Annotated in this window: 20 protein-coding genes; 8 read left to right on the top strand and 12 right to left on the bottom strand. The window is 69.6% G+C overall.

Going from position 1 to position 26590, the window contains the following annotated elements:
* Window positions 1–128 precede the first annotated feature (128 nt).
* The gene (locus UG56_RS16365) at window positions 129–1067 is read right to left on the bottom strand and encodes a heme o synthase (protein ID WP_045547805.1); all 939 of its coding nucleotides are present in this window, start codon (window positions 1065–1067) and stop codon (window positions 129–131) included.
* Between the two features lie 170 nt (window positions 1068–1237).
* On the opposite strand from UG56_RS16365, the gene tkt reads away from it, so the two are divergent.
* The 6 genes from tkt to UG56_RS16395 all read left to right on the top strand — a co-directional run bounded on the left by tkt (window position 1238) and on the right by UG56_RS16395 (window position 9320).
* Entirely contained in the window at window positions 1238–3349 is a 2112-nt protein-coding gene (gene tkt, locus UG56_RS16370) for a transketolase (RefSeq protein WP_256206679.1), read from the top strand.
* A gap of 3 nt (window positions 3350–3352) precedes the next feature.
* Window positions 3353–4456 (top strand): transaldolase, encoded by a 1104-nt coding sequence (gene tal / locus UG56_RS16375; protein ID WP_045547803.1) that lies wholly within the window; start codon window positions 3353–3355, stop codon window positions 4454–4456.
* Window positions 4456–6111 carry a glucose-6-phosphate isomerase gene (gene pgi, locus UG56_RS16380; RefSeq protein ID WP_045547802.1) on the top strand — a complete coding sequence of 552 codons (1656 nt, stop codon included), beginning with the start codon at window positions 4456–4458 and terminating at the stop codon, window positions 6109–6111. Before tal ends, pgi begins: the two co-directional genes overlap by 1 nt.
* Entirely contained in the window at window positions 6108–6848 is a 741-nt protein-coding gene (gene pgl, locus UG56_RS16385; protein WP_045547801.1) for a 6-phosphogluconolactonase, read from the top strand. The genes pgi and pgl overlap by 4 nt, the downstream gene beginning before the upstream one ends.
* Before the next feature lie 148 nt (window positions 6849–6996).
* Window positions 6997–8181 carry an endonuclease gene (locus UG56_RS16390; protein WP_045547800.1) on the top strand — a complete coding sequence of 395 codons (1185 nt, stop codon included), beginning with the start codon at window positions 6997–6999 and terminating at the stop codon, window positions 8179–8181.
* A 170-nt stretch (window positions 8182–8351) separates the two neighbouring features.
* Window positions 8352–9320 (top strand): type IV toxin-antitoxin system AbiEi family antitoxin domain-containing protein, encoded by a 969-nt coding sequence (locus UG56_RS16395; RefSeq protein ID WP_045547815.1) that lies wholly within the window; start codon window positions 8352–8354, stop codon window positions 9318–9320.
* Window positions 9321–9414: 94 nt separating this feature from the next.
* Here the strand turns inward: UG56_RS16395 and UG56_RS16400 are convergent, their stop codons facing one another.
* The 11 genes from UG56_RS16400 to UG56_RS16450 form a co-directional block, all read right to left on the bottom strand.
* Window positions 9415–9774 (bottom strand): RNA polymerase-binding protein RbpA, encoded by a 360-nt coding sequence (locus tag UG56_RS16400; protein ID WP_008357153.1) that lies wholly within the window; start codon window positions 9772–9774, stop codon window positions 9415–9417.
* Window positions 9775–9907: 133 nt separating this feature from the next.
* Complete coding sequence (gene secG / locus UG56_RS16405) at window positions 9908–10138, bottom strand: preprotein translocase subunit SecG (protein ID WP_008357155.1); 231 nt, start codon at window positions 10136–10138, stop codon at window positions 9908–9910.
* Window positions 10139–10168: 30 nt separating this feature from the next.
* Window positions 10169–10978, bottom strand: coding sequence for a triose-phosphate isomerase (tpiA, locus tag UG56_RS16410; RefSeq protein ID WP_045547799.1), 810 nt, complete (start codon window positions 10976–10978; stop codon window positions 10169–10171).
* Window positions 10978–12201, bottom strand: a complete 1224-nt coding sequence (locus UG56_RS16415) for a phosphoglycerate kinase (protein ID WP_045547798.1) — start codon at window positions 12199–12201, stop codon at window positions 10978–10980. The genes tpiA and UG56_RS16415 overlap by 1 nt, the downstream gene beginning before the upstream one ends.
* A 38-nt stretch (window positions 12202–12239) precedes the next feature.
* On the bottom strand, window positions 12240–13238 hold the full coding sequence (gene gap, locus UG56_RS16420; RefSeq protein ID WP_045547797.1) for a type I glyceraldehyde-3-phosphate dehydrogenase: 999 nt from the start codon (window positions 13236–13238) through the stop codon (window positions 12240–12242).
* 184 nt (window positions 13239–13422) lie between these two features.
* Entirely contained in the window at window positions 13423–14409 is a 987-nt protein-coding gene (gene whiA, locus UG56_RS16425) for a DNA-binding protein WhiA (RefSeq protein WP_045547796.1), read from the bottom strand.
* A 60-nt stretch (window positions 14410–14469) separates the two neighbouring features.
* On the bottom strand, window positions 14470–15450 hold the full coding sequence (locus UG56_RS16430) for a gluconeogenesis factor YvcK family protein (protein WP_045547795.1): 981 nt from the start codon (window positions 15448–15450) through the stop codon (window positions 14470–14472).
* Between the two features lie 2 nt (window positions 15451–15452).
* Window positions 15453–16319: an RNase adapter RapZ gene (gene rapZ, locus UG56_RS16435; protein ID WP_045547794.1), complete on the bottom strand. Its 867-nt coding sequence runs from the start codon at window positions 16317–16319 to the stop codon at window positions 15453–15455.
* A 3-nt stretch (window positions 16320–16322) separates the two neighbouring features.
* The gene (gene uvrC / locus UG56_RS16440; protein ID WP_045547793.1) at window positions 16323–18299 is read right to left on the bottom strand and encodes an excinuclease ABC subunit UvrC; all 1977 of its coding nucleotides are present in this window, start codon (window positions 18297–18299) and stop codon (window positions 16323–16325) included.
* A 57-nt stretch (window positions 18300–18356) separates the two neighbouring features.
* Window positions 18357–19667, bottom strand: a complete 1311-nt coding sequence (locus UG56_RS16445; protein ID WP_143055071.1) for a reverse transcriptase family protein — start codon at window positions 19665–19667, stop codon at window positions 18357–18359.
* 323 nt (window positions 19668–19990) lie between these two features.
* Window positions 19991–23917, bottom strand: a complete 3927-nt coding sequence (locus UG56_RS16450; protein WP_256206680.1) for a GH92 family glycosyl hydrolase — start codon at window positions 23915–23917, stop codon at window positions 19991–19993.
* A gap of 227 nt (window positions 23918–24144) precedes the next feature.
* Here UG56_RS16450 and UG56_RS16455 point away from each other — a divergent pair, with 227 nt between their 5' ends.
* A complete protein-coding gene (locus UG56_RS16455) occupies window positions 24145–25179 on the top strand; it encodes a LacI family DNA-binding transcriptional regulator (RefSeq protein WP_218145229.1) in 1035 nt (344 codons plus the stop codon).
* A gap of 60 nt (window positions 25180–25239) precedes the next feature.
* Complete coding sequence (locus tag UG56_RS16460; RefSeq protein WP_045547792.1) at window positions 25240–26523, top strand: pyridine nucleotide-disulfide oxidoreductase; 1284 nt, start codon at window positions 25240–25242, stop codon at window positions 26521–26523.
* The last annotated feature ends 67 nt before the right edge of the window (window positions 26524–26590 follow it).

The raw sequence follows: 26590 nt of genomic DNA on the forward strand, positions 1-26590 counted from the left end.
ACATACGTCGGCCGAGTTGGCAGGCGATGCACACTCGACCGACCGCGCTGACGCCTCGACCGACCGCGCTGACGCCTCGACCGACCGCCCTGACGCCTCGACCGACCAGGCTGACGCCTCGGCGTGGGTCAGCGCAGGAGCGGGTCGACCGCGAGGGCGACGAAGAGCAGGCTCAGGTAGAGGTTGCTCGAGTGGAAGAGCTGCATGGGGCGGATCTTGGTGAGGTCCTCCGTGCCCTTGGCACGCGCGTGCAGCTGGTGGGCCTGGACGAGGAAGACGGCGCCGAGGCCGATGGCGGCGACGGGGTAGAGCCAGCCGGTGGAGGCGATGGGCCACATCAGCAGCGAGGTGGCGACCATGACCCAGGAGTAGGCCACGATCTGGCCGCCGACGTGGCGGGCGGACTTGACCACCGGCAGCATCGGCACGTCGACCTGCGCGTAGTCCTCGCGGTAGCGCAGCGCCAGGGCCCAGGTGTGCGGCGGGGTCCAGAAGAAGACGACCATGAACAGGATCAGCGGCTCCCAGTTCACCGAGTTGGTGACCGCGGTCCAGCCGATCAGGGTCGGGAAGCAGCCGGCGATGCCGCCCCAGACGATGTTCTGGGTGGTGCGCCGCTTGAGCAGCATCGTGTAGACGAAGACGTAGAACGCGTTGGCGGCCAGCGACAGGCCCGCGGAGAGCCAGTTCACGAAGAAGCCGAGCACCAGCACCGACAGCACGGCCAGGACGGACCCGAAGATCAGCGCCGCCCGCGGCGTGACCACGTGCCGCGGCAGGGCCCGGCGCCGCGTACGCCTCATCTGCTCGTCGATGTCGCGGTCGTAGACGCAGTTGAAGACCGAGGCCGATCCGGCCGAGAAGATCCCGCCGACGACGGTGGCGGCGACGAGGCCGACCCCCGGAACACCCTGGGCGGCGAAGAACATCACCGGCACGGTGGTCAGCAGCAGCAGCTCGATCACGCGGGGCTTCGTCAAGGAGACGTACGCCGAGATGACATCGCGCATAGACGCGCGGTCGCTACGCTGGTCGAGGTCGGGGACCGGCTGTTCGACGTGCGTCACTGAGAAGATCCTTCTCGATCGGGTTGAGGCGTCACATGCGGCTCATACAAGCAGTTCACAGCATGCGGCTCGCAGTCTAACCCGGGGCGTGAGTAGGCTCGGATTCGGCAGCCCCCACGGCCAGCCCAAGAACTTCCCATGTGGACTCTATCGATTTGAAAAGGCACCTCGTGAGCACCAAACCTGTACTCGAGTGGACCGATCTGGACAGCAAGGCCGTGGACACCGTCCGCGTTCTCGCCATGGACTCCGTGCAGAAGGTCGGCAACGGCCACCCTGGCACCGCGATGAGCCTGGCCCCGGCTGCCTACCTGCTCTTCCAGAAGGTGATGAAGCACAACCCGGCCGACACCGACTGGCTCGGCCGCGACCGGTTCGTGCTCTCCGTCGGCCACTCGTCCGTCACCCTCTACATCCAGCTCTACCTCGGTGGCTTCGGCCTCGAGCTCGGCGACCTGGAGAGCCTGCGCACCTGGGGCTCGCTGACCCCGGGCCACCCCGAGCGCGGCCACACCCGCGGCGTGGAGGTGACCACCGGCCCGCTGGGCCAGGGTGTCGCCAACGCCGTCGGCATCGCCATGGCCCAGCGTCGGCTGCGCGGCCTGCTCGACCCGGACACCCCGGTCGACCAGCCGAGCCCGTTCGACCACAAGACCTACGTCCTGGCCGGTGACGGCGACCTGCAGGAGGGCGTCAGCGGCGAGGCGAGCTCGATCGCCGGCACGCAGAAGCTCGGCAACCTCACGATGATCTACGACGCCAACCGGATCTCCATCGAGGGCGACACCAACGTCGCGTTCACCGAGGACGTCGCGGCCCGCTACAAGGCCTACGGCTGGCACGTCCAGGAGGTCGACTGGACCCACGACGGCACCGGCTACTCAGAGGACGTCCCGGCGCTGTTCGACGCGATCAACGCGGCCGCCGAGGTCACCGACCAGCCGTCGCTGATCGTGCTGCGTACGATCATCGCCTGGCCGGCCCCGAACGCGCAGAACACCGAGGCCGCCCACGGCTCGGCGCTCGGCGCCGAGGAGGTCGCCGCGACCAAGAAGGTGCTGGGCTTCGACCCGGCCAAGTCCTTCGACGTCGACCCCGAGGTCCTCGCCCACACCCGCAAGCTCATCGAGCGCGGCGAGAAGGCCGAGGAGGCCTGGCGCGCCGAGGAGGCGGCCTGGGCCGAGGCCAACCCGGAGGGCGCGAAGCTGCTCGAGCGGATGCTGGCCGGGGAGCTCCCCGACGGCATCGCCGACGCGCTGCCGTTCTTCGAGGCCGACGCCAAGGGCATCGCCACCCGCGCCGCCTCCGGCAAGGTGATCAACGCCCTCGCGCCGGTCCTGCCCGAGCTGTGGGGCGGCTCGGCCGACCTCGCCGGCTCCAACAACACCACCATCTCCGGCGCACCGAGCTTCGTGCCCGAGGACCGCTCCACCCACGAGTGGAAGGGCGACCCCTACGCCGGCCGCGTGCTCCACTTCGGCATCCGCGAGCACGCCATGGGCGCGATCCTCAACGGCATCGTGGCCCACTCGCCCACCAAGGCGTTCGGCGGCACGTTCTTCCAGTTCTCCGACTACATGCGAGGCGCCGTACGCGTCGGGGCGCTGTCCAAGCTGCCGGTGATCCACGTCTGGACCCACGACTCCATCGGCCTGGGCGAGGACGGCCCCACCCACCAGCCGGTCGAGCACCTCGCCGCGGTCCGGGCCATCCCGGGCCTCGACGTGGTCCGTCCCGCCGACGCCAACGAGACCGCGGCCGCGTGGCTCGAGGTGCTCAAGCACCACGACCGCCCCTCGGCGCTCGTCCTGACCCGTCAGGCGCTGCCGACGTTCCCGCGCGGGGTCGATGGCTACGCGACCACCGAAGGTGTGGCGAAGGGTGGCTACGTACTCATCGACTCCCCCACCGGGACCGTCGACGTCGTCCTGCTCGGCACCGGCTCGGAGGTGCAGTACGCCGTCGCCGCCCGTGAGGAGCTGGCGAAGGAGGGCATCGGCGCCCGCGTCGTCTCGCTGCCGTGCCTGGAGTGGTTCGAGGCCCAGGAGCAGGACTACCGCGACTCGGTGATCCCGCCGAACGTCAAGGCGCGGGTCAGCGTCGAGGCCGGCGTGAAGCAGGGCTGGCGGGAGTACGTCGGCGACGCCGGCCGGATCGTCTCGCTCGAGCACTTCGGGGCCTCGGCGTCCGGATCGCTGCTGTTCAAGGAGTACGGCTTCACCCCGGAGGCGGTCGTCACGGCCGCCAAGGAGAGCCTCGCCGCCATCAACAAGGGAGCATGAAATATGTCTGACCGTCTCAAGGCGCTGGCCGAGGCCGGCGTGTCCATCTGGCTCGACGACCTCTCCCGGGAGCGGATCGAGACCGGCAACCTCGCCGAGCTCGTCAAGGAGAAGTCGGTCGTCGGGGTGACCACCAACCCGACCATCTTCGCCGCCGCGATCGCCAAGGGTGAGCGCTACGACGAGCAGCTGCGCACGCTGGTGGCCGACGGCAAGGACGTCGACGAGGTCATCTTCGGCCTGACCACCGAGGACGTACGCAACGCCTGCGACATCCTCGCGCCGGTCGCCGAGGCGACCAAGGACGACGGCCGGGTCTCGATCGAGGTCGAGCCGACCCTGGCCAACGACACCGACGCGACGATCGCCTCCGCGAAGGCGCTGTGGGCCGCGGTCGACCGCCCCAACGTGCTGATCAAGATCCCGGCGACCCTCGAGGGGCTCCCGGCGATCACCGCCGCGATCGCCGAGGGCATCTCGGTCAACGTGACCCTGATCTTCTCGGTCGAGCGCTACCGGGCGGTCATGGACGCCTACCTGACGGGTCTGGAGCAGGCCAAGGCGGCCGGCAAGGATCTGTCCTCGATCCGCAGCGTGGCGTCGTTCTTCGTCTCCCGTGTGGACACCGAGATCGACAAGCGGCTCGAGGCCATCGGCACCCCCGAGGCCACCGCGCTGCTCGGCAAGGCCGCGGTGGCCAACGCCATCGCCGCGTACGCCGCCTTCGAGGAGGTCCACGCGTCCGAGCGCTGGACCGCACTGGCCGGTGAGGGCGCCAACGCCCAGCGGCCGCTGTGGGCCTCGACCGGGGTCAAGAACCCGTCCTACCCCGACACCCTCTACGTGACCGACCTGGTCGTCGCCGACACGGTCAACACGATGCCGGAGAAGACGCTGGAGGCCTTTGCCGACCACGGCGAGGTCAAGGGCGACGTCGTCACCGGCAAGGGTGCCGAGGCCGCCGCGGTCTTCGAGTCGCTGCGCTCCGTCGGCGTCGACCTCGACGACGTCTTCGAGGTGCTGGAGACCGAGGGCGTGGACAAGTTCAAGGCGTCCTGGGTCGAGCTCGTCGACACCGTGAAGGGCCAGATCGAGGCGGTGAAGTAGTGAGCGGAGGCCCGGTCGACGCCACGACGACGGACGCTTGGAAGGCACTCACCGAGCGCCGGGACGGCTTCGAGCCGGACCTGCGTTCGTGGTTCGCCGATGACCCCGGCCGGGCCTCACGCTTCACCTTCGAGGCGGCCGACCTCCACGTCGACCTCTCCAAGAACCTTCTCACCGACGACCTCCTCACCGAGCTGCTGGCGCTGGCCGAGCAGGTCGGCCTGGAGGCGCGGCGTGACGCGATGCTCGCCGGCGAGCACATCAACGTCACCGAGGACCGCGCGGTGCTCCACACCGCCCTGCGTCTTCCCGCCGACGCGTCGCTGACCGTCGACGGCACCGACGTCGTGCCCGCGGTCCACGAGACCCTGAAGAAGGTCTACGCCTTCGCCGACCGGGTCCGCTCCGGCGAGTGGAAAGGCGTCACCGGTGAGCGGATCCACACCGTCGTCAACATCGGCATCGGCGGCTCCGACCTCGGCCCGGTGATGGCCTACGAGGCGCTGGAGCCGTTCCGCCACCCGGAGATCGAGTGCCGGTTCATCTCCAACATCGACCCGACCGACGCCGGGCAGAAGCTGAAGGGGCTCGACCCGGCGACCACGCTGTTCATCGTCTCCTCGAAGACCTTCTCCACGCTGGAGACCCTGACCAACGCCCGCCTGGCGCGCTCCTGGCTCCTCGACGCGCTCGGTGACGACGTGGACGCAGCCGACGCGGTGAAGAAGCACTTCGTCGCCGTCTCCACGGCCCTGGACAAGGTCGCGAACTTCGGGATCGACCCGGAGAACGCCTTCGGCTTCTGGGACTGGGTGGGCGGCCGCTACTCGGTCGATTCCGCGATCGGCACGTCGCTGGCGATCGCCGTCGGCCCCGAGGGCTTCGCCGAGTTCCTCGGTGGCTTCCACGCGATCGACGAGCACTTCCGCACCACCCCGCTCGCTCAGAACGTGCCGGCGCTGATGGGTCTCCTGAACGTCTGGTACGTCAACTTCTTCGACGCCCAGACCCACGCCGTGCTGCCCTACTCCCAGCTGCTGCACCGGTTCCCGGCGTACCTTCAGCAGCTGACCATGGAGTCCAACGGCAAGTCGGTCCGCTGGGACGGCACCGCGGTGACCACCGACACCGGCGAGGTCTTCTGGGGCGAGCCCGGCACCAACGGGCAGCACGCGTTCTACCAGCTGATCCACCAGGGCACCCGGGTGATCCCGGCGGACTTCATCGCGTTCGCCAACCCCGCCTATCCGCTCGCCGACGGCGACATCGACGTCCACGAGCTCTTCCTGGCCAACTTCTTCGCCCAGACCCAGGCGCTCGCCTTCGGCAAGACCGCCGAGCAGGTGCGTGCGGAAGGCACCGCGGAGAACATCGTCAACGCGCGGGTCTTCTCCGGCAACCGCCCGACCACCTCGATCATGGCGCCCGCGCTGACCCCGGTCGTGCTGGGCCAGCTGATCGCGCTCTACGAGCACATCACCTTCACCCAGGGCGTGGTCTGGGGCATCGACTCCTTCGACCAGTGGGGCGTCGAGCTCGGCAAGCAGCTCGCCCTGCAGGTCAGCCCGGCGGTCTCCGGTGACGCGGATGCCGCCAAGCAGCAAGACGCCTCCACCCAGTCCCTCATCGCCTACTACAGAGAGAAGCGCACGTGACCAGCGACGGTCATCCCGAGTCACTCATCGAGGTCCACGACACCGCCGAGGCGCTGGCCTCGGCGGTGGCCGGGGAGTTCCTCAGCCGTCTGGCCGACCTGCAGGCCGCCGGCGACGTACCCACGATCGGGCTCACCGGCGGCACCATCGCCGAGGCCATCCACCGCGAGATCGCCCGTCTGGCACCCGAGTCGGGCGTCGACTGGGGCGCGGTCGAGTTCTTCTTCGGCGACGAGCGCTACGTCGCCGCCGACTCCCCCGACCGCAACGCCGGCCAGGCCCGCGCCGCCTTCCTGACCGAGGTCGGGGTCCCGGACCACCGCATCCACGAGATGCCCGCCACCGACTCCGGCCTGAGCGTCGAGGAGGCCGCGGCGCAGTTCTCCGAGGACGTACGCCGCCACGGCTCAGGCGCCTTCGACATCCTGATGCTCGGCGTCGGCCCCGACGGCCACATCGCCTCGCTCTTCCCCGGCTTCCCGCAGCTCGAGGCGAAGGACGCGATCGCCGTCGGCGTCACCGGCTCCCCCAAGCCCCCGCCCGAGCGCATCACCTTCACCTTCGAGGCGCTGCGCCGCTCCACGACCGTGTGGTTCCTGGTCAGCGGCGAGGGCAAGGCCGACGCGGTGGCCAGGGCCCACTCGGGCGCCTCGATCACCGAGATCCCCGCGACCGGCGTCACCGGCACCACCGAGACGACCTGGTTCCTGGACCGCGCGGCCGCCTCGAAGCTCTGACCCCCTCCCGACTCGGCGCGACTGTCCCACCCAGAAGCGCCGAGTCGGCGCAAATGTCTCGGGAACTCAGTTACCCAGCGTGCTAACGCCGGGTAAATCTTTCCCGTAGCGGGTTCCGCGGGCACCCGCCGACTGCCACCATCCGAGCATGTCCTTCAGCGTCTCTCGGCGGCTGCGCCTCACCCTGGCCAGCCTCGTTGCCCTCGCTCTGGCGAGCTTCATGGCGGTCGTCATCACGACCGCCCCGGCCCAGGCGGCCACGATCACCGTATCCACGGCGATCGCCACCCAGAACGGCTCGACGGCCACCGTACGCGGCTACGTCGTCGGCCAGCCCACCGCGACGAACACGGTCGTGACCAGCAACTACCCCAACGACTATGCGCTCGCGATCGCCGACTCAACCTCGGAGACCAGTACGTCGAAGATGCTCTACGTGCAGATCCCCGACGCCTTCCGCAGCTCCTGGGGCCTGCAGTCCACCCCCAGCCTGAAGGGCCGCCAGATCGACGTGACCGGCACGCTGACGGCGTACTTCTCCCACCCCGGGCTCAAGAACGCCACCGCCTTCGCGTTCGCCGGGTCCACGCCGACTCCCACTCCGACCCCCACCGCCAGCCCGACCGCGGACCCGAACATCCCGGCGGGCTACTACGACTCCGCCGCCGGCCTGTCCGGCTCGGCCCTGAAGTCGGCGCTGCACAACATCATCGACGGCAACACGACGCTGACCTACAGCGAGGTGTGGGAGGCGCTGAAGGTGCTCGACCAGGACCCGAACAACTCCGCCAACGTGATCGAGTTCTACTCGGGGGTCTCCACGCCGAAGACCAACAACGGCGGCGACGCCGACAACTGGAACCGCGAGCACACCTGGCCGCAGAGCCACGGCGACTTCGGCACGGTCAACGGCCCCGGCACCGACGTACACCACCTGCGGCCCGAGGACGTCACCGTCAACTCCACCCGCGGCAACAAGGACTTCGACCTCGGCGGATCGGCCGTCTCGCAGTGCAGCGACTGCTGGACCGACGCCGACTCCTTCGAGCCCCGCGACAGCGTCAAGGGCGACCTGGCCCGCGGCATCCTCTACATGGCCGTGCGCTACAACGGCGACGACGGCTTCGCCGACCTCGAGCTCAACAACTCCGTCAACGGCTCGACCAACTACCTCGGCAAGGTCTGCGTCCTCCTCGCCTGGCACAACGCCGACCCCGTCACCACGGCCGAGCAGGCGCGCAACAACAAGATCTACTCGACCTACCAGCACAACCGGAACCCGTTCATCGACCACCCGGAGTACGCCCAGTCCATCTTCGGCGCAGCCTGCTGACCCCACCCCGCCGAGTCGGCGCATCTGTCCCACGCAGACGCGCCGACTCGGCACATCAGTCCCGCCTGAACCACGCGAGTCGGCGCGTCAGCCCCGCTTTGTCCACAGACTTTTCCACAGCCCGCCGATGTCCGGTGGCGGTGCCGGGGACGGACTCCCAGACTCTGGGCATGGACATCGATGAGATGCTGTTCAACGGAAGCCTCGGGAGCACCTTTCCGTTGCCAGTGGCTGAACCCTTCACCTTCAAGATGGCGCGCGAAGCCGGGATCTCGCGGAGGCGGCTGGGCAAGCTTCTCGAGACGGGTCTCTTGCGCCGCGCGATCAAGGGCGTATATCTCGCGACCGAGGCGGGCGACTCTCTTGCCATCCGCGCTGCGTGCTTGAGACTGGTCGCACCCGCCGACTGCATCGTTGTCGATCGGCATGCCGGCTGGCTCCTCGGAGCCGAGATGATCCTCGCCCCTGGCGAGCACATCAGCCTTCGCCCGCTCTCGTTCTTCCGCCCGGCCGGCCGCGGCCGTCTTCGCAACGACATCGCCAGCAGCGGGGAACGCGACGTGCAGGACAGCGAGACGAACGAGATCGGTGGTCTGCGGGTCACCACCGCCCTGCGTACGGCCTGGGACCTCGGTCGCGTCCGCTGGCCCGACGAGGCGATTGCCGGAGTCTCGATGATGCACCGGCTCGGTGCGTACGAGCCGGAGGAGTTCATCGAGGGGATCGAGCAGTTCCGCGGTCAACGGTGGGTCACCACACTCCGGGGGATCGGTCCGCTGGCAGACGGCCGGTTCGAGTCACCGCCCGAGGCGGTGCTCGGGTTGCGTTGCCATCAAGCGAGGTTTCCGATGACTCCCCAGGTCGAGGTCTCCACCGTGACCGGTGAGTTCGTCGCGCGTCTCGATCTGGCCAACGAGGACCTTCTCGCTGCTGTCGAGTACGACGGCGCGGAGTGGCACTCCTCCCCCGGCCAGCTGGCACGTGATCGGGAAAGGCGTCTGGACGTATGCCGAGAAGGTTGGTTGGTCGAGGCGTTCACGAAGGGAGATCTCTTCACGCGGACCGGCGACGCCGACGTACGCATCCGGCAGCTGCACCATCGGGCGCTCCGGCGGCGCGGTGACCGGCTGGCGAGCTGAGCGGGACAGTTGCGCCGACTCACGCCCCACAAGCGGGACAAATGCGCCGAGTCGGCGCCTCTGCGTGGAGCAGATGCGCCGACTCGGCGGGATTTCAGAAGATGATCTCGCCGGACTTCCGGCGGGAGCGGAGGAGGGCGATGGCCTCCTCCAGGATGTCCTCGGCCTCGGCGTCGGAGCGGCGCTCCTTCACGTAGGCGAGGTGGGTCTTGTAAGGCTCGATCTTCGGCGCCGGCGGCGCGTTCTCCTCGTCGAGACCGGCGGGGAGCCCACACTTGGGGCAGTCCCAGGAGTCCGGCGGCGTCGCCTCGACGGCGAAGGTGATGACCGAGCGATGTGCGTTGGCGCAGAAGTAGGTGACGGCCTTTCGTGGCGCAGCTTCGCCGCGCTCCGCCTCACCCATCGGCCCAGCACCGACTCGGGAGCCCCGAATCGCGTTCCCTCCACCTGCCATGGTGCTGCGGTGTCCTCTCTCAACTTAAAGTTCGCAGCCCCGAGAGGCCACTTTGGGGGAATCGGACGGCAAAGAACTCCGTCCAGCGTCGATGAGTTTAGACGCTATCGCGCGTGCGCTGAAGGGGAATGCTTCAGTAGGCCATCAGCAGGCCGAGCGCGATCACACAGGCGAACCAGATCACACCGATACCGATGGTGAGCCGGTCGAGGTTGCGCTCGACGACCGAGGATCCACCCAGCGAGCTCGAGACGCCACCGCCGAACATGTCGGAGAGACCGCCACCGCGGCCCTTGTGGAGGAGCACGAGCAGGATCATCAGCGCGCTCGCGATGACCAGGATGATGGTGAAGAGAAGTTCCACGTCTGAAATCCTATCTGGAGAGCGGCAAACCTACAGCACCGGTAGGTCGTAGTAACGGGAGATCGCCGCGAAGTCCTCCACGGAGAGGCTCGCGCCGCCGACGAGGGCGCCGTCGACGTCGCTCTCCTGCATCAGCGCGGCCACGTTGTTGGGCTTCACGGAGCCTCCGTAGAGGATGCGTACGCCCCCGGCGATCTCTGCGCCGTAGAGCTTCTCCAGCCGCTCCCGGATGCCGGCGCAGACCTCCTGGGCGTCCTGCGCGGTGGCGGTCTCCCCCGTGCCGATCGCCCAGACCGGCTCGTAGGCGATCACGACCTGCGCGACCTCGGCGTCGGTGAGCCCGGCCAGCGAGGCCTCGGTCTGACCGGTGCAGTGCTCGAGGTGGTTGCCGGCCTGGCGAATCTCGAGGCCCTCCCCGACGCAGACGATCGGGGTCATCTTGTGCTTGAGCGCGATCTTGGCCTTCTGGGCGACGATCTCGTCGGTCTCCCCGTAGTGCTCGCGACGCTCGGAGTGACCCACGATCACGTAGGTGCAGCCGAGCTTGGCCAGCATCGAGGCCGAGACCTCACCGGTGTAGGCGCCCGACTCGTGGGTCGAGACGTTCTGGGCGCCGTAGGTGATCCGCATCTTGTCGCCGTCGACCAGCGTCTGCACCGAACGAATGTCGGTGAACGGCGGGAAGACCGCCACCTCCACGGCCGCGAAGTCGTGGCGCTTGTCGGAGAGCGTCCAGGCGAGCTTCTGGACCAGGACCACCGCTTCCTGGTGGTTGAGGTTCATCTTCCAGTTGCCCGCGATGAGCGGGGTGCGCCCAGCGGCCTGCTTCTTCGCCGCCATCAGCCCAGGCCCCCGACCACGGTCGCCTCGTCGAGCACGGCGATGCCCGGGAGCGTCTTGCCCTCCAGATATTCGAGCGAGGCGCCGCCGCCGGTCGAGATGTGACCGAACTGGTCGTCGGCGAAGCCGAGCTGGCGGATCGCCGCGGCGGAGTCGCCGCCGCCGACGACCGAGAGGCCGTCGATCGTGGTGAGCGCCTGGGCGACCGCCCGGGTGCCCTCGGCGAAGGCAGGCTGCTCGAAGACACCCATCGGACCGTTCCAGAAGACCGTCTTGGCGCCCTCGAGCGCGGCGGCGTAGGTCTGCGCGGACTCCGGACCGATGTCGAGGCCGAGCGACTCGGCCGGGATCGCGTTGGCCGCGACCACGCGGGCCGAGGCCTCGTCACCGAAGGAGTCGGCGACCACGACGTCGGTCGGCAGCAGGATCTCGACGCCGATCTCCTCGGCGCGCTCGAGATAGCCGAGCACGGTGAGGATCTGGTCCTCCTCGAGCAGCGACTTCCCGACCTCGTAGCCCTGGGCCTTGAGGAAGGTGAAGACCATGCCGCCGCCGATGAGCAGCTTGTCGGCCTTGCCGAGCAGGTTGTCGATCACGCCGAGCTTGTCGGAGACCTTCGAGCCACCGAGAACGACCACATAGGGACGCTCGGGGGTCTCGGTGAGCCGCTTGAGCACGTCGATCTCCGTGGCCACCAGGTCGCCCTGCGCGCTCGGGAGCAGCTTGGCGACGTCGTAGACCGAGGCCTGCTTGCGGTGGACGACGCCGAACCCGTCGGAGACGAAGGCGTCGGCCAGGGCCGCGAGCTCGGCGGCGAAGGCCGCCCGCTCGACGTCGTCCTTGCTGGTCTCACCGGCGTTGAAGCGTACGTTCTCCAACAGGGCCACCTGGCCGTCGGCGAGACCGCCGACGACCGAGCTGGCGGAGTCGCCGACGGTGTCGGTCGCGAAGGCGACCTCGGCACCGAGCAGCTCGCCGAGGCGGACGGCCACGGGCGCCAGCGAGTAGGCCGGGTCCGGCTCCCCCTTCGGGCGACCGAGGTGGGCGACCACGACGACCTTGGCGCCGGCATCGGCCAGCGCCTTGATCGTGGGCACCGAGGCACGGATGCGACCGTCGTCGGTGATCGTGGTGCCTTCCAGCGGGACATTGAGGTCGGAGCGCACGAGGACCCGCTTGCCCGCGACTCCCTGCTCGATGAGCTGCGTGAGATTCAGAGACATAACGGGCTAGACACTAACCTGTGCGGAAGCTCGCTGGGTCACAGGCTCGCGCCAACGTACGCCACCAGGTCACCGAGCCGGTTGGAGTAGCCCCACTCGTTGTCGTACCACGCCGCGACCTTGACCTGGTTGCCGATCACCTTGGTGAGCGGAGCGTCGAAGATCGAGGACGCCGGGTTGGTGACGATGTCGGAGGAGACGATCGGGTCGGTCGAGTAGACGAGGTACTTCCCGTCGGCGGCCTTCTCCATGATCGAGTTGATCTCCTCGACCGAGGTCTCGCGCGAGGCCTCGAAGGAGAGGTCGACGATCGAGCCGGTCGGCACCGGCACCCGCAGCGCGTAGCCGTCGAGCTTGCCCTTCAGCTCCGGCAGCACCAGGCCGATCGCCTTGGCGGCGCCGGTCGAGGTGGGCACCACGTTGAGCGCCGCGGCGCGGGCGCGACGCAGGTCCTTGTGGATGTTGTCCTGCAGGTTCTGGTCGGCGGTGTAGGCGTGGACCGTGGTCATCAGGCCCTGGTTGATGCCGATGCCCTCGTGCAGCGCCTTCGCCAGCGGCGCCAGGCAGTTGGTGGTGCAGGAGGCGTTGGAGATGACCGTGTGGGCCTCCGGGTCGTAGACGCCCTCGTTGACGCCGAGGACGATGGTGGCGTCCTCGTTCTTCGCCGGGGCGGAGATGATGACCTTCTTCGCGCCGCCGTTGTCGACGTGGGCGCGGGCCTTGGTGGCGTCGGTGAAGAACCCGGTGGACTCGATCACGACGTCGACGCCGAGGTCGGCCCACTTCAGGTTGGCCGGGTCACGCTCTGCGTACGCCTTGATCTCCTTGCCGTCGACGACGATCGCGTCCTCGGTGGCCGACACCTCGGCGCCCAGCGGGCCGAGGATCGAGTCGAACTTCAGCAGCGTCGCGAGGGTGGCGTTGTCGCTGAGGTCGTTGACACCGACGATCTCGATGTCGAGGTCGGAGGCGCGTACCGCGCGGAAGAAGTTGCGGCCGATCCGGCCGAACCCGTTGATGCCTACTCGAACTGTCACGTGGACTCCTGGTTCGCGTCGAAAACACTGTGCGCGGGATCACCCGCTGACGCCGACACTACCCAGCGCCTCTGAACCGCGGGAGACTGGGTTGGATCGTTCCAAAAGACGGACGAGTAGCAAACGGCCCGAGCCCCTCGGATATGCGAGGGGCTCGGGCCGGTTCGACGTCGTGAAGGTGTTCCTAGGCGTCCTCGGCGAGCATCTCCGCGGTCAGCGACGCCTCGGTGTCGGGGATGCCGAGCTCCTCGGCCCGCTTGTCGGCCATCGCCAGCAGGCGGCGGATGCGGCCCGCGATGGCGTCCTTGGTGAGCACCGGGTCGTGGAGCTGTCCGAGCTCCTCGAGCGAGGCCTGCTTGTGCTCCAGGCGGAGCTTGCCGGCCTGGCGCAGGTGGTCGGGGATGTCCTCGCCCAGGATCTCCAGGGCGCGCTCGACGCGGGCTCCGGCTGCGACGGCCGCGCGGGCCGAGCGGCGCAGGTTGGCGTCGTCGAAGTTGGCCAGCCGGTTGGCGGTGGCGCGGACCTCGCGGCGCATCCGGCGCTCCTCCCAGGCCATCAGCGACTCGTGGGCACCCAGGCGGGTCAGCAGCTGGCCGATCGCGTCGCCGTCACGGATGACGACGCGGTCCACGCCGCGGACCTCGCGCGGCTTGGCGGAGATGCCGATCCGGCGTGCGACGCCGACCAGGGCCAGCGCCGACTCCGAGCCGGGGCAGGTCACCTCCATCGAGGAGGAGCGGCCCGGCTCGGTGAGCGAGCCGTGTGCCAGGAACGCCCCGCGCCAGGCAGCGACGGCGTCGCAGGCCCCGCCCGAGACGACGGCAGGCGGAAGTCCCCGCACCGGTCGCCCACGCTGGTCGAGCAGCCCGGTCTGGCGCGCGAGCGCCTCACCGTCCTTGACCACGCGCACGATGTAGCGGCTGCCCTTACGAAGCCCGCTCGCCTGGATGAGAGCCACCTCTGCCTCGTGACCGAAGACGTCGGCGATGTCTCGCTTCAGCCTCCGAGCCGCCAGACCGGTGTCGAGCTCAGCCTCGACCACGATCCTGCCGGCCACGATGTGGATCCCCCCAGCGAACCTCAACGTCGAGGCAACCTCTGCCTTGCGGCAGCATGTCTTGGTGATCTGAGTGGAGGCCAGCTCGGCCTTCACCTGTCCCGTCATCGCCATGTCGGAGAGTCTTTCATTGTTGTCAACGACCCTCGAATCGGTTCCACGTCCGAGGCCGCGCTAGCCCGCCCCGATCACCCTCGCGTACGCAGCGGCGAGCCGCTCCGGGTCGTGTCGAGGGGTGCCGTCGCCGACGGCGACGTCGGCGACCTCGACCTGCGCACCGCACTTCTCGGCGACGCGCGACAGTTCGTCGAGGCCGTCGAGGGAGGAGTCGACGAGGACGGTGTGGATGCGGAGGTCGGGGGCGTGCTCGAGGAGGACCGAGAGGTGCTCGGCGGGGCCGAAGCCGGTCGTCTCCCCCGGCTGCTCGCCGAGGTTGAGCACGACGACGATCTTGGCGGTGGTGGCCACCAGGGCCTCGCGCAGGGCGCGGACCATCAGGTGCGGCAGCACGGAGGTGAACCAGGAGCCCGGCCCCAGGAACACCCACTCCGCCTCGCAGATCGCCGTGACCGCGTCCGGAGCGGCGGGCGGGTTGTCGGGGATGAGCCGGATCGACTCGATCTTCCCGTCGGTGCTGGCGACCTCGACCTGACCCTGCACCGAGGTGAGGGCGTCGGGAGAGCCGGGCACCAGGCCGCGTACGTCGGCGACGATGTCCATCGGCACCAGCGCCATCGGCAGGACCCGGCCCTTGGCGCCCAGCAGCCGGCCGACCCAGTCGAGGGCCTCGACGTGGTCGCCGAGCTGCTCCCACAGGCCCACGATCAGCAGGTTGCCGAGGTTGTGGCCGCGCATCTCGCCCTCACCGGCGAAGCGGTGCTGCAGCACCTGGGCCCAGGTGTCGTCCCAGCGGTCCGCGCCGCACAGCGCTGCGAGCGCCATCCGCAGGTCACCGGGAGGCAGCACGCCGAACTCGCGGCGCAGCCGCCCGCTCGAGCCGCCGTTGTCGGCGACCGTCACGATCGCGGTGAGCTTGTCGACGGTCAGGTCGTCGACCAGCAGCCGCAGCGCGCTCAGCGACGCATGCAGTCCGTGCCCTCCCCCCAGGGCGACGACGGCCTGGGCATCTGCCCCGGGTCGGTCGGCCCCGGCCACTCTCACTCCCGCCCGAGGTCTCGGTGGATCGCCTTCGCGTCCAGGCCGGCATCTCGCAGCCGCCTGGCGATCTCCTCCGCCATCGCCACGCTGCGGTGCTTGCCACCCGTGCAACCGATCGCCACGCGCATGAACCTCTTTCCTTCGTGGAGGTAGCCCTTGGTCACTCCGATGAGCACCGGAACATACCCGCTCAGGAACTCCTCCGCACCAGGACGCGAGTAGACGTAGGCGGCGACGTCGGGGTTGTCACGTCCGTTGCCGTCCTTCAGCTCCGGCACCCAGTGGGGGTTCGGCAGGAACCGCATGTCGGCCATGAAGTCGGCGTCGACCGGGATCCCGTACTTGAACCCGAAGCTCACCACCGACACCTTCAGGGTCGTCCGCTCCGGAGTGCCGAAGGCCTCGGCGATCCGGGCGGTGAGCTGGTGCACGTTGAGCTGGGTGGTGTCGATGACCAGGTCGGCGGCGCCGCGCAGGCTGGCCAGCACCACCCGCTCGCGCTCGAGGGCGTCCAGCAGCCGCTCGTTGCCCCGCTGCATCGGGTGGGGCCGCCGGGCGGCCTCCTGGCGGCGTACGAGGGTGTCGTCGGCGGCGTCGAGGAAGACCAGGGTGGTGCGCCGCCCGGTCGCTCCCTTCGCCACGATCTCCTCGAGCTCGGCGAAGAACGAGCCGGAACGTACGTCGGTCACGACCGCCACCGGCTGCTCCGGGCCCCGGGCCGCGTCGACCCGCTCGACCACCTGCGGGAGCAGGCTCGGCGGCAGGTTGTCGACGACGTAGTAGCCGAGATCCTCCAGCTCCTTGGCGGCGGTGCTCCGCCCGGCACCGGTCATGCCGGTGATGACGACGACCTCCCCCTTGTGCATGACCTACTCCTCGATGATCTCGCCGGTGGTGACGTTGATGGCGCCAACCTTGCCATTCTTCGCCGTCTGCTCCACAGCGGTCTTGATCGCTGTCGCCGTGGCGGGGCCGATGCCGGGCACCAGGGCGATCTCCTCGACGGTCGCGGCGCGGAGCTTCTTGAGCGAGCCGAAGTGCTTCATCAGGGTCTTGCGGCGCACCTCCCCCAGGCCGGGTACGTCGTCGAGCAGGCTCTCCACCATCGACTTGCTGCGCCGGCCGCGGTGATGGGTGATCGCGAACCGGTGCGCCTCGTCGCGGACCCGCTGCAGCAGGTAGAGCCCTTCCGAGGACCGCGGCAGGATGACCGGGTCCTCCTCGTCCGGCACCCAGACCTCCTCGAGCCGCTTGGCCAGACCGACGACCGGGATGTCGTTGATCCCGAGCTCGGTCAGGGCCCGCTGTGCGGCCGCGACCTGGGGCGCGCCACCGTCGACGACGACCAGTCCGGGGGCGTAGGCGAACTTGCGGGGCCGACCGGTCTCCGGATCCACCAGCATCGGACCGCTGGCCCCCTCCACCTCGGTCGACACGATCGACGTCGACTGCTCGTCGAGCAGTCGCTTGAACCGCCGGGTGATCACCTCGTGCATCGCCCGGACATCGTCGGAGCCGTCCTGGCCCTTGATGATGAACCGCCGGTATTCCGACTTCCGGGCCAGGCCGTCCTCGAAGACCACCATGCTGGCCACGATCTCGGTGCCCTGCAGGTGGGAGATGTCGTAGCACTCGATCCGCAGCGGCACCTCGTCGAGCTCGAGCGCCTCCTGGATCTCCTCCAGCGCCCGGTTGCGGATGGTCAGGTCGCTGGCACGCTTGGTCTTGTGGAGCGCGAGGGCCTGCTCGGCGTTCTTCGCCACCGTCTCCTGCAGCGTCTTCTTGTCACCGCGCTGCGGGACCCGGATCCGGACCTTCGCCTTGCGTACGTCGGAGAGCAGCTCCTCGAGGGTCTCGTGATCGGGCGGCAGGGCCGGCACCAGGATCTCGCGCGGGATCGCCTCCGCGTCTTCGCCGGCGTAAAGCTGGAGCAGGAAGTGCTCGACCAGGCCGGCGGTGTCGGCGTCGTCCATCCGGTCGGCGACCCAGCCGCGCTGGCCCTTGATGCGGCCGCCGCGTACGTAGAAGATCTGCACACCGACCTCGAGCGGGTCCTCGGCCAGCGCGATCACGTCGGCGTCGGCGCCGTCGCCGAGCACCACGGCCTGCTTCTCCAGGGCACGCTGCATCGCGGCGAGGTCGTCACGCAACCGGGCGGCCTTCTCGAAGTCGAGGGCCTCGGAGGCGGCGTACATCTCCTTCTCGATCCGCTTCGTGAAGGTCGTGGTGTGGCCGGCCATGAAGTCGCAGAAGTCGTCGACGATCTCCCGGTGCTCCTCCTCGGAGATGTTGCCGACGCAAGGGGCGGTGCACTTGTCGATGTAGCCGAGCAGGCAGGGGCGGCCGATCTGCTGGGAGCGTTTGAAGACGCCGTTGCTGCACGAGCGCATCGGGAAGACGCGCAGCAGGATGTCGACGGTCTCGCGGATCGCCCAGGCGTGGCCGTAGGGGCCGAAGTAGCGGGTGCCCTTGCGCTTGGCGCCGCGGCCCACCATCACCCGCGGGAACTCCTCGGAGACGGTGACCGCGAGCCACGGGTAGGACTTGTCGTCGCGGTACTTGACGTTGAACCGCGGGTCGAACTCCTTGATCCAGGTGTATTCGAGCTGGAGCGCCTCGATGTCGTTGTTGACCGTCGTCCACTCGACGCTGGCCGCGGTGGTGACCATCGTCGCCGTGCGTGGGTGGAGGCTCGGGATCGGCTGGAAGTAGTTCGCGAGCCGCTGGCGCAGGTTGATCGCCTTGCCGACGTAGATCACCCGCCCCTTGGGGTCGCGGAACCGGTAGACCCCGGGCTGGGTGGGGATGTCTCCAGCTCTGGGGCGATAGCTCTGCGGATCGGGCACGTCCGCAAGCCTATCGGCGGGCACCGACAGCCGAACCGCGCCCGAGGGTGCGACCTGTCAGCGGCTCCAGTCGATCGCGTCGAGCTCAGCGAGGAGCCGGGCGCCGCGTACGGGATCGTGCTGGGCCACCCAGGAGACACGGCCCCGCAGATGCTCCTCGAAGGCCGGGACCTGGTCGCGGTTCTGAGTGCTCGGGCCATGGCGGCGGCAGTTGTGGAGGATCGCGCGGAGCAGGTCGACCTCCTCGCGCGGCACGCGGGGTCGCTCGTTGACGACCAGCCCGGCCAACCGCTGACGGCCACCGCGCGGCATCACGCCGGTCTTGCGCGGGTTGAGCCGGAAACCCTCATCCCGCACGATCTCCTCGATCGCGTCGAGCAGCCGGGAGGTGCCGTGCCCCCAGCCCGCCTCGCCCGAGAACGCCAGGTCGTCCGCGTACCGGGTGTAGCGGCCGCCCCACGAGCGGGCGAGAGCCGTGAGTCGGACATCGAGGCCGTACGCGGTGAGGTTGGCGAGTGCGGGCGACGTCGGTGCGCCCTGGGGCAGATGGGGTGCGGCCAGCCGGCGCCCGAGCCGCCAGTGGGCATCGAGGAGCTCGTCCTCGCCGGGCCGCGGGACCGCCCGCCAGGCACTGCGCGGCAGTACGCAGGTGGTCAGTCCGGCCAGGCAGTGCGCGACCGGTTCGGGGTAGCCCGCCGTGCGCCAGATCCCGTAGACCCGGGAGACGCTCACGCTGGCGAAGAACGCCTCCAGATCCAGGCGCAGGACGATCGGCCGGCCGGCATGCGGCACCGCGTAGGACCTCACCGAGCCGCCCGGCCGGAAGCCACGGGCCGCATCGTGTGGCGGGATCCGCGAGACGACCTGGTCCAGGAGCAGCCGCTGGATGGCTCGCAGCCGGGGCTTGGGTGCCTCCAGCACGCGGATCGCGCCGCTCGGCGCGGTCCGGTGGCTGACCCGGTAGTGCTGGAGCCGGGGCTCCTCGGCCGCTCGGGCCCAGCGCCGCGGGTCGGCGAACCAGTCCAGCTCAGCGGCGGTCACGTCGAGGAAAGCGGCGACCGAAGCCAGGTCGTCGAGCTGCGGCAGGGCCCATCGGTTGGTGACCATGCGCGTCGGTGCCACCGGCTGGGTGACCGGGCCGACGGCCACCGCCTTCTCGGCTGCGGGCAGGCTGCGCAGAATCACGGCGAGCTCGCGCGGCCGGTCGTGGGGCGGCCTGGGGTAGAGCTCGAGCGCCTGTGTCGCCAAGGTGCGCAGCCAGGCCGTGCGTCGGCCGAGGACGACCGCCCCGCTCGCGACCAGGCCGTTGCGGGTCCACTCCCCCGCCAGGAAGCCTGCCGCCAACGCCCGCGCCAGGTCGGCTCTCACCGTGGCAGCCAGGCGACCTGGGCGCCGCTGGAGTGCGGCAGCGCTCCTCGACCTGTCTCGTCGTGCGCGCGGCGACCTGCAGCGGAGCGCAGCCTGTCGCGCGCGGTGCCGTGCCCGGATGTACCGGTGGCCCCCGGGGTAGCCCCGGGGAGGCTGACCGGTGTCACGCACCGGCTCGCCGTCTCGAGATGACGCTGCCGCACGTCTGCACGATAACGTCCCCGGACGCGGTGGCCGTCCGCAACCGGCCGCGCGCCGGGTTGTCCGTCGGGGGTGAGCTGATGCCCGACGGCACGGGCCGGGGCATCAGCTCACCCAACGGGCTATCCGAGCAGCTCCACCTCCGAGAGCGTGATCGGTTCAGCGGCGGACCCGGTGAACTCGATCCGGATCCGGCTGAACCTCGAGGCCGACTCGAGCTTGAACGGGCGGGTGGCCTGCTGCCAGTCGAACTTCTCGCCCGAGCGCCGGTCGAGGACCTTCCAGTCGGTGCCGTCGTTGGAACCCTTGACGACCCAGCCGCTCGGCGAGCGGCCGTCGGCGCCGTTGGTGAGGGTGTAGAAGGAGACCGGCACCTTGGACCCGGAGAACCGGTACTCCACCCAGCCGTCGCCGGCCACGGTCGTCTGCGTCCCGGAGTCGTTGTCGACCAGCGTCTCGCCGTCGCTGCCGCTGACCGAGACCGTGCCCTTGCCGGCGCCGGACCTGTCGGCGATCGGCGCGGCCGGCTCCGAGCCGGTGGTCAGCGACGGCGGGACAGCACTCGGCGAGGTGCCCCAGCGTGACGGCCGCGGGCCCATGTCGAACTCGATGGTGCCGCCGTCGGCGAGCTCCTGGTGGGAGACGTACGTCTTGTCCCAGCTCTTGCCGTCGATGGTGACGCCCTGGACGTAGATGTTCTCGGTGCTGTTCTTCGGTGCCTTGATCACCAGATCCTTGCCGCTCTCGAGGTGGAGGGTGGCCTTGGTGAACAGCGGCGAGCCGAGCACGAGGTTCTCGCTGCCCATCTGGAGCGGGTAGAGGCCGAGGGAGGCGAAGAGATACCAGGCCGAGGTCTCGCCGTTGTCCTCGTCGCCGGCGTAGCCCTGCCCGATCTCGGAGCCGGTGTACATCCGGCGCAGGGTCTCACGGACGACCTCCTGCGTCTTCCACGGCTGGCCGGTGTAGCTGTACATCCACGGGATGTGGTGGCTGACCTGGTTGGAGAAGCCCCACTGCCCCATGCGTACGTCACGGGCCTCGCGCATCTCGTGGATGATGCCGCCGTAGGAGCCGGGGTACCCGGCCGTCTCCGGCGTGGAGAAGAAGGCGTCCAGCTTCTTCGCGAGCTCGCCGCGACCGCCGTAGAGGTTGGCCAGGCCCTGGCCGTCCTGCGGGGTGTGGAACGCGAAGTTCCAGCCGTTGGTCTCGGTGTAGTCGTGGTCGCTGCCCCACACCAGCGGGTTGTAGTCCGCCGGTGACTTCTTGAAGGTGCCGTCGGCGTTGCGGCCCTGGAAGAAGCCGACCTTGGTGTCGAAGGTGTTGACGTAGTTGCGGGCCCGGTTGAGGAAGTACTCCGACTCCTCCCGCAGCCGCTTGCGCTCGGCCGGCGAGATCCCGTCGCGCGCGGCGAGCTTCGCGGCCATGTTCCCGATGCCGTAGTCGTTGATGTAGCCCTCCAGCGCCCAGGAGACGCCCTCGCCCACGGTCGACGGCGTGTAGCCGAGGAACAACGACGTCTGCATGCCCTTGCGGCCGACGTTGGAGTTGGTCGCGGTGCCCGGCGGACGGACGGTGGCGTTCTTCACCGCGGCCGCGTAGGCGGCCTCGGCGTCGATGCCCTTGACGCCCTTGACGTACGCATCGGCGAAGGAGACGTCTGAGCTGGTCCCGGTCATGAGGTTGGCGTAGCCCGGCGAGGACCAGCGCGAGATCCAGCCGTTGTCCTTGTACTGCTGCACGAAGCCGTTGACCATCTCGGCCGCCTGGCTCGGCTCGAACAGGGAGTACGCGGCCCAGGTGGTGCGGTAGGTGTCCCAGAAGCCGTTGTTCACATAGACCTTGCCGTCCACGATGTCGGCACCGGTGTGGGTGGGCGTCGTGCCCGGCGGGTTGGCCTCACCGGCGGTGGACTGCACGGCGTGCTTCCACACCGGCGCGTCCTCGGTGCCGGTGTTCTCGTGGCCCGAGTTCGGGTAGAGGAAGAGCCGGGCGAGGTTGGAGTAGACGGTGGTCTTCTGGTCCTTGGTCGCGCCCTGGATGTCGAGGACGTCGAGCTTGTCCTGCCACAGCGCCTTCGCCTTCTCCTTGACGGTGTCGAAGGAGGCGTCGGCGACCTCGAGCTCGAGGTTGCGCTTGGCCTGGTCGACGCCGATCAGGCTCGTGGCGATGCGCATCGTCACCGTCCGGTCCGCACCGGCGTCGAACTCGAGGTGGCCCTGTACGTTGGGGCGCTCGCCTCCGGCGTACTTGCCACCGCCGGTGACCGGCTGGTCGAAGGTCGCGTAGACGTACATCCGGGTGGCGCCGTTGGACAGGCCGCTGCGGGTGTCGGTGAAGCCCTGCAGGGTCCCGGCGGCGGGGTCGAGGGTCAGGCCGCCGTCGTTGTTGACGTTGTCGAAGACCAGGCTCGCATCGTCACCGGGGTAGGTGAACCGGAAGACGGCGGCATGGTCGGTCGGTGCGATCTCGGCACTCTGGCCGTTGTCGAAGCCGACCTTGTAGTAGTACGGCCGGGCGATCTCGTTCGCGTGCTCGAAGGTGAGCTCGCGCGCGTTGCGGCCCGGGTCCGGGACGCCCTGGGCGGCTGACGGCATCACCTGGAAGGTCTGCCGGTCACCCATCCACGGGCTGGTCTCGTGGCTCAGCGTCAGGGCCTGGAGGCCGGTCCGGTTCTGAGCGTCGTTGTCCTGGTGGTAGCGGTAGAACCACGACAGCGAGCCGGCGTTGGTCATCGGCGCCCAGAAGTTGAAGCCGTGCGGGACCGCGGTCGCCGGGATGTTGTTGCCCCGCGAGAAGCTGCCGCTGGACTGGGTGCCGCGGGTGGTGAGGGCGTAGTCGACGCGGCTGGTGACCTGCGGTTCCTCAGGCGCGGCCGTGATCGCGATGTCGTCGTACCAGCCGCGGAACTTCGTCGGGCCGCTCGGCGCGTCGACGGCGACCAGGATGCGGTCGATCGTCTTTCCCGCCGCGACCTCGCCGATGACGGAGGTCTTCTTGTTCCACTGGTTGGTGTAGAGCGACTTCGACTCGCCCTGACCCTTCGGCGAGAGTACGTAGCCCTGCGCGTCGAGCGCGCCCAGCTCGGAGAGCAGGGTGCCGTCGGTGAAGGCCAGGTCGACCGCGGTGTAGGTGCTGGGGTAGCTCAGGTCGCCCTCGATGAACTCCGGGAAGACCAGGTAGGACAGCTCGGTCTCCTTGCCGACCGGGATGTCGACGTCGAAGACGCGGTTGTAGGAGTGGCCCTCGTCGCCGGTGATCTTGCCGGCGTACTCGAAGGCGTGGGTCCCGGTGAAGCCGACCTTCGACTTCGCGGCGTACGCCGAGGCGGGGCCGTCGTCGGGACGGCTGGTCATGTTCTCCAACGGCGGCGGGGGCTCGGAGCCGTCGGAGAGCTGCCACTCGGCGAGCTGGATGATGCCGCCGCTCTGGTTGGCGGAGATGTCGATGCGGTAGTGGGAGTACGCCTGCGGGGACGCGATCTCGAACTCCCGCGTCTGGAAGCGCTCGTCCCAGGACTGGCCGGTGCGGGTGTCGACGGTCGTCCAGCTCTGGCCGTCGGTGGAGCCCTGGATCACCCAGTCCTTCGGGTCGCGCTCGGCGGCGTCGTTGGCCGAGGTGAGGGCGTACTTCACGACGCTGATGGGCTGGTCGAGCCGGATCTGCACCCAGCCGGTGGTGTCGAAGGTGAGCCACTTGGTGTTGATGTCGCCGTCGACGAGCTCGGCCGCGCCCTCGCCGGAGCCGGAGTTCTCCCCGCTGGCGGTCACGCCGGTGATGTGCCCGGAGATGTCGCCGGGGATGCCGAAGGAGTCGGGCCCGGCGACGCCCGCGCTGCGGGGGTCGCCGTTCTCGTCGGTGTCGACCAGGTCAGCCCAGCTGGGCTGGGGGTCGTCCTCCTCGAAGGAGGTCTGCCAGTCACCGCCCTCCGCGGCCCGCTGCGGGTCGGCGGTGTCGGACTTCGGGGCGGTCGGGTCGGGTGCGTCCGGGGTGGCGAGCGCGGGTGCGGTGCCGCTCATCGCGACGACCAGCGTCGCCGTCGCGGCGATCATCGCGGCCAGGCGAGCCCGGCCACTCGTTCTGTGTGGTGCGTCCCAACGGTGCATCGGTGTGATCTCCTTCACATGGGGGCCACCCCAGATGGAACCGTGAGATGACAACGTTGTCAACGCTGTTTGGCGACGAGTTGCGCTTGCCTTCGGGTTTCTGGGGAGAGCGGAGCAGCGAGATATGAGACATCGTTGTCGCGCTCGATGCGGCGTCTGTCTACGCTGAGCACGTGGCATCGCCCCCGTCCGACCAGACCCGTCAGCAGCGCCGCCCGACCATGAAGGACGTCGCGGCGGCGGCCGGAGTGAGCCTGAAGACCGTGTCACGGGTGGTCAACGGCGAGTCCAACGTCAACGACGACCTGCGCTCGGCGGTGCTCGAGTCGATCGCCGAGCTCGGGTTCCGGCGCAACGCCAGCGCTCGTGACCTGCGGCAGGGACGCTCCGGCACCATCGGGCTGCTGTTGGAGGACGTCGCCGACCCGTTCTACTCGATGCTCTCCCGCGCGGTCGAGGAGGTCGCCCGGGAGCACGGCACGATGGTCTTCGCCGGCTCCTCGGCCGAGGACCCCGACCGGGAGCGCGACCTCGCCCTCGCGTTCTGCGAGCGACGCGTCGACGGCCTGATCATCGTTCCGGCTGGAACCAGCCACTCCTATCTCCTCCCGGAGATGCGGGCCGGGATCCCGGCCGTGTTCGTCGACCGTCCGCCCGGCGACATCGAGGCCGACATGATCCTCACCGACAACCTCGGCGGCAGCCGGCGCGGGGTCGAGCATCTTCTCGGCCACGGCCACCGACGCATCGGCTTCATCGGCGACGCGCCGGAGATCTACACCGCTGGTGAGCGCCTGCGCGGCTATCGCGAGGCACTGGAGTCCGCCGGGATCGCGTTCTCCGACGACCTCGTCACCCAGGCGCCGCCCTCGCCCACGTCGACCGCCGACGCCCTGGATCGTCTTCTCGAGGGGCCGTCCCCCGCGACCGCGGTGCTCTGCGGCAACAGCCGCACCACTGTCAGCGTGCTCCGCGAGCTCGCCCGGCGCTCGGCCCGGCTGGCGCTCGTCGGCTTCGACGACGTCGAGCTCGGCGACCTCCTCCAGCCCGGGCTCACCGTCGTCGCCCAGGATCCCGGCGCCATGGGCGCGGCCGCCGCGCGACTGCTCTTTCAGCGCATCGCCGGCGACACCGCCGGCCCGACCCAGACGGTCACCATCGGCACCCGGCTCATCCCGCGGGGCTCGGGCGAGCTCCCCGCTCCCTGAGTCTGGGGAAATCCGCCGCGCCACCCTGGGTTTTAAAGTCTAGTGGTCTAGTATTGTTATGTGCCGTGTCGTGACCGCTATGGATATGCGCTGACCACCAGTGACGAAGCTGCCCTGGCCTATTCCCAGGGGCTGCTCGACGTGCTTCGCCTTCGTGACGGCGCCCTCGCATCGTTCGCGGCCTCGATCGTCCTCGACCCGACCTTCGCGCTCGGACATGCCGCGCTGGCGCTGCTCGGACACGAGATGTGCGCTCCCGTCGACGTCGCCGCACGCCTCCAGCAGGCCCGGCTCCATGCCCGGCGCGCGACCGAGCGGGAGCGCAGCCACGTACACGCTGTCGAAGCGCACATCGGCGGCAACCCACGGCCGCTGATCGACCACCTCGCGGCCTTCCCGCGAGACGCGTTGCTGCTCTCGACCGCGGTGCCGACCATCGCCTTCGCCGGGGCCACCGAGGTGCCCGAGGAGGCATGGGCGATCGTCGAGCGCGCGGCTCCCGCCTACGGCGACGACTGGTGGTTCGCCGGCCTGCTCGCGTTCGTACGCCAGGAGCAGCGCCGCTTCGACGACGCGATGTCGCTCTCCTGCGCCTCCCTGGCGGTGGAGCCCGGCGCCGGCCACTCCGCGCACGCCCGCGCGCACGCGCACTACGAGACCGGCGACCACGAGGCCGGCCTCGCCTGGATGTCGTCGTGGGTCCTCGGCGACGGCGCCGAGATCGACTCGCTCTCCCACTTCTCCTGGCACGCCGCGCTCCACGAGCTCTCCCTGGGCAACCTGGACGCCGTACGCCGCCGCTACGAGACCCAGCTCCAGCCAGGTCACGCGCTCGGCTGCCGGGCCCTGGTCGACTCCGGCTCGCTGCTGTTCCGCTGGGCGCTCACGCCGGGCGCTCGGGACGTCCCCGACATCGCCGAGGTCGTACGCGTCACCGGCCGCGAGACGATGACCCGGCCGGCCACGCCGTTCCTGGCCATGCACACCGCGGTCACGCATCTGGCCACCGGCGATGCCGGTGCGCTCGACGAGCTGAGGACGTGGGCCGCCGGACACGTACACCCGACCATGGCCACCGTCGTCTCCCCGCTCGCCGAGGCGCTGGGCCTGATGGCTCGCGACGAGAACTCGGCCGCGGCCGACCGGCTCGCCGTGCTCGCGCCGTCGATCCGCCGCCTGGGCGGTTCCGACGCGCAGCGAGAGATCATCGAGGAGGCCCGCATCGCCGCGCTGCTCCGCGCCGACCGCTGGGACGAAGCCCGGGTGCTGCTCGATGCCCGCCTCGACCGCCGTCGCTCGCCGCGCGACGAGCTGTGGCGCGCACAGGCGCTCGCGCGGACCTGAGCCTCCCGAGGAGCCTCTGCCGAGACGTCGCTCCGGTCGGCCGAGACGTCACGTACGTGACGTCTCG

The sequence above is a fragment of the Nocardioides luteus genome (assembly GCF_000960475.2).
Taxonomy (GTDB): Bacteria; Actinomycetota; Actinomycetes; order Propionibacteriales; family Nocardioidaceae; genus Nocardioides; species Nocardioides luteus_A.

What these genes read in the sequence shown, in the direction of transcription:
- tal (WP_045547803.1), top strand. Translation starts at nt 3,353, where the DNA reads ATGTCTGACCGTCTCAAGGCGCTGGCCGAGGCCGGCGTGTCCATCTGG.
- UG56_RS16390 (WP_045547800.1), top strand. Translation starts at nt 6,997, where the DNA reads ATGTCCTTCAGCGTCTCTCGGCGGCTGCGCCTCACCCTGGCCAGCCTC.
- UG56_RS16395 (WP_045547815.1), top strand. Translation starts at nt 8,352, where the DNA reads ATGGACATCGATGAGATGCTGTTCAACGGAAGCCTCGGGAGCACCTTT.
- UG56_RS16400 (WP_008357153.1), bottom strand. Translation starts at nt 9,774, where the DNA reads ATGGCAGGTGGAGGGAACGCGATTCGGGGCTCCCGAGTCGGTGCTGGG.
- tpiA (WP_045547799.1), bottom strand. Translation starts at nt 10,978, where the DNA reads ATGGCGGCGAAGAAGCAGGCCGCTGGGCGCACCCCGCTCATCGCGGGC.
- UG56_RS16415 (WP_045547798.1), bottom strand. Translation starts at nt 12,201, where the DNA reads ATGTCTCTGAATCTCACGCAGCTCATCGAGCAGGGAGTCGCGGGCAAG.
- whiA (WP_045547796.1), bottom strand. Translation starts at nt 14,409, where the DNA reads ATGGCGATGACGGGACAGGTGAAGGCCGAGCTGGCCTCCACTCAGATC.
- rapZ (WP_045547794.1), bottom strand. Translation starts at nt 16,319, where the DNA reads ATGCACAAGGGGGAGGTCGTCGTCATCACCGGCATGACCGGTGCCGGG.
- UG56_RS16450 (WP_256206680.1), bottom strand. Translation starts at nt 23,917, where the DNA reads ATGATCGCCGCGACGGCGACGCTGGTCGTCGCGATGAGCGGCACCGCA.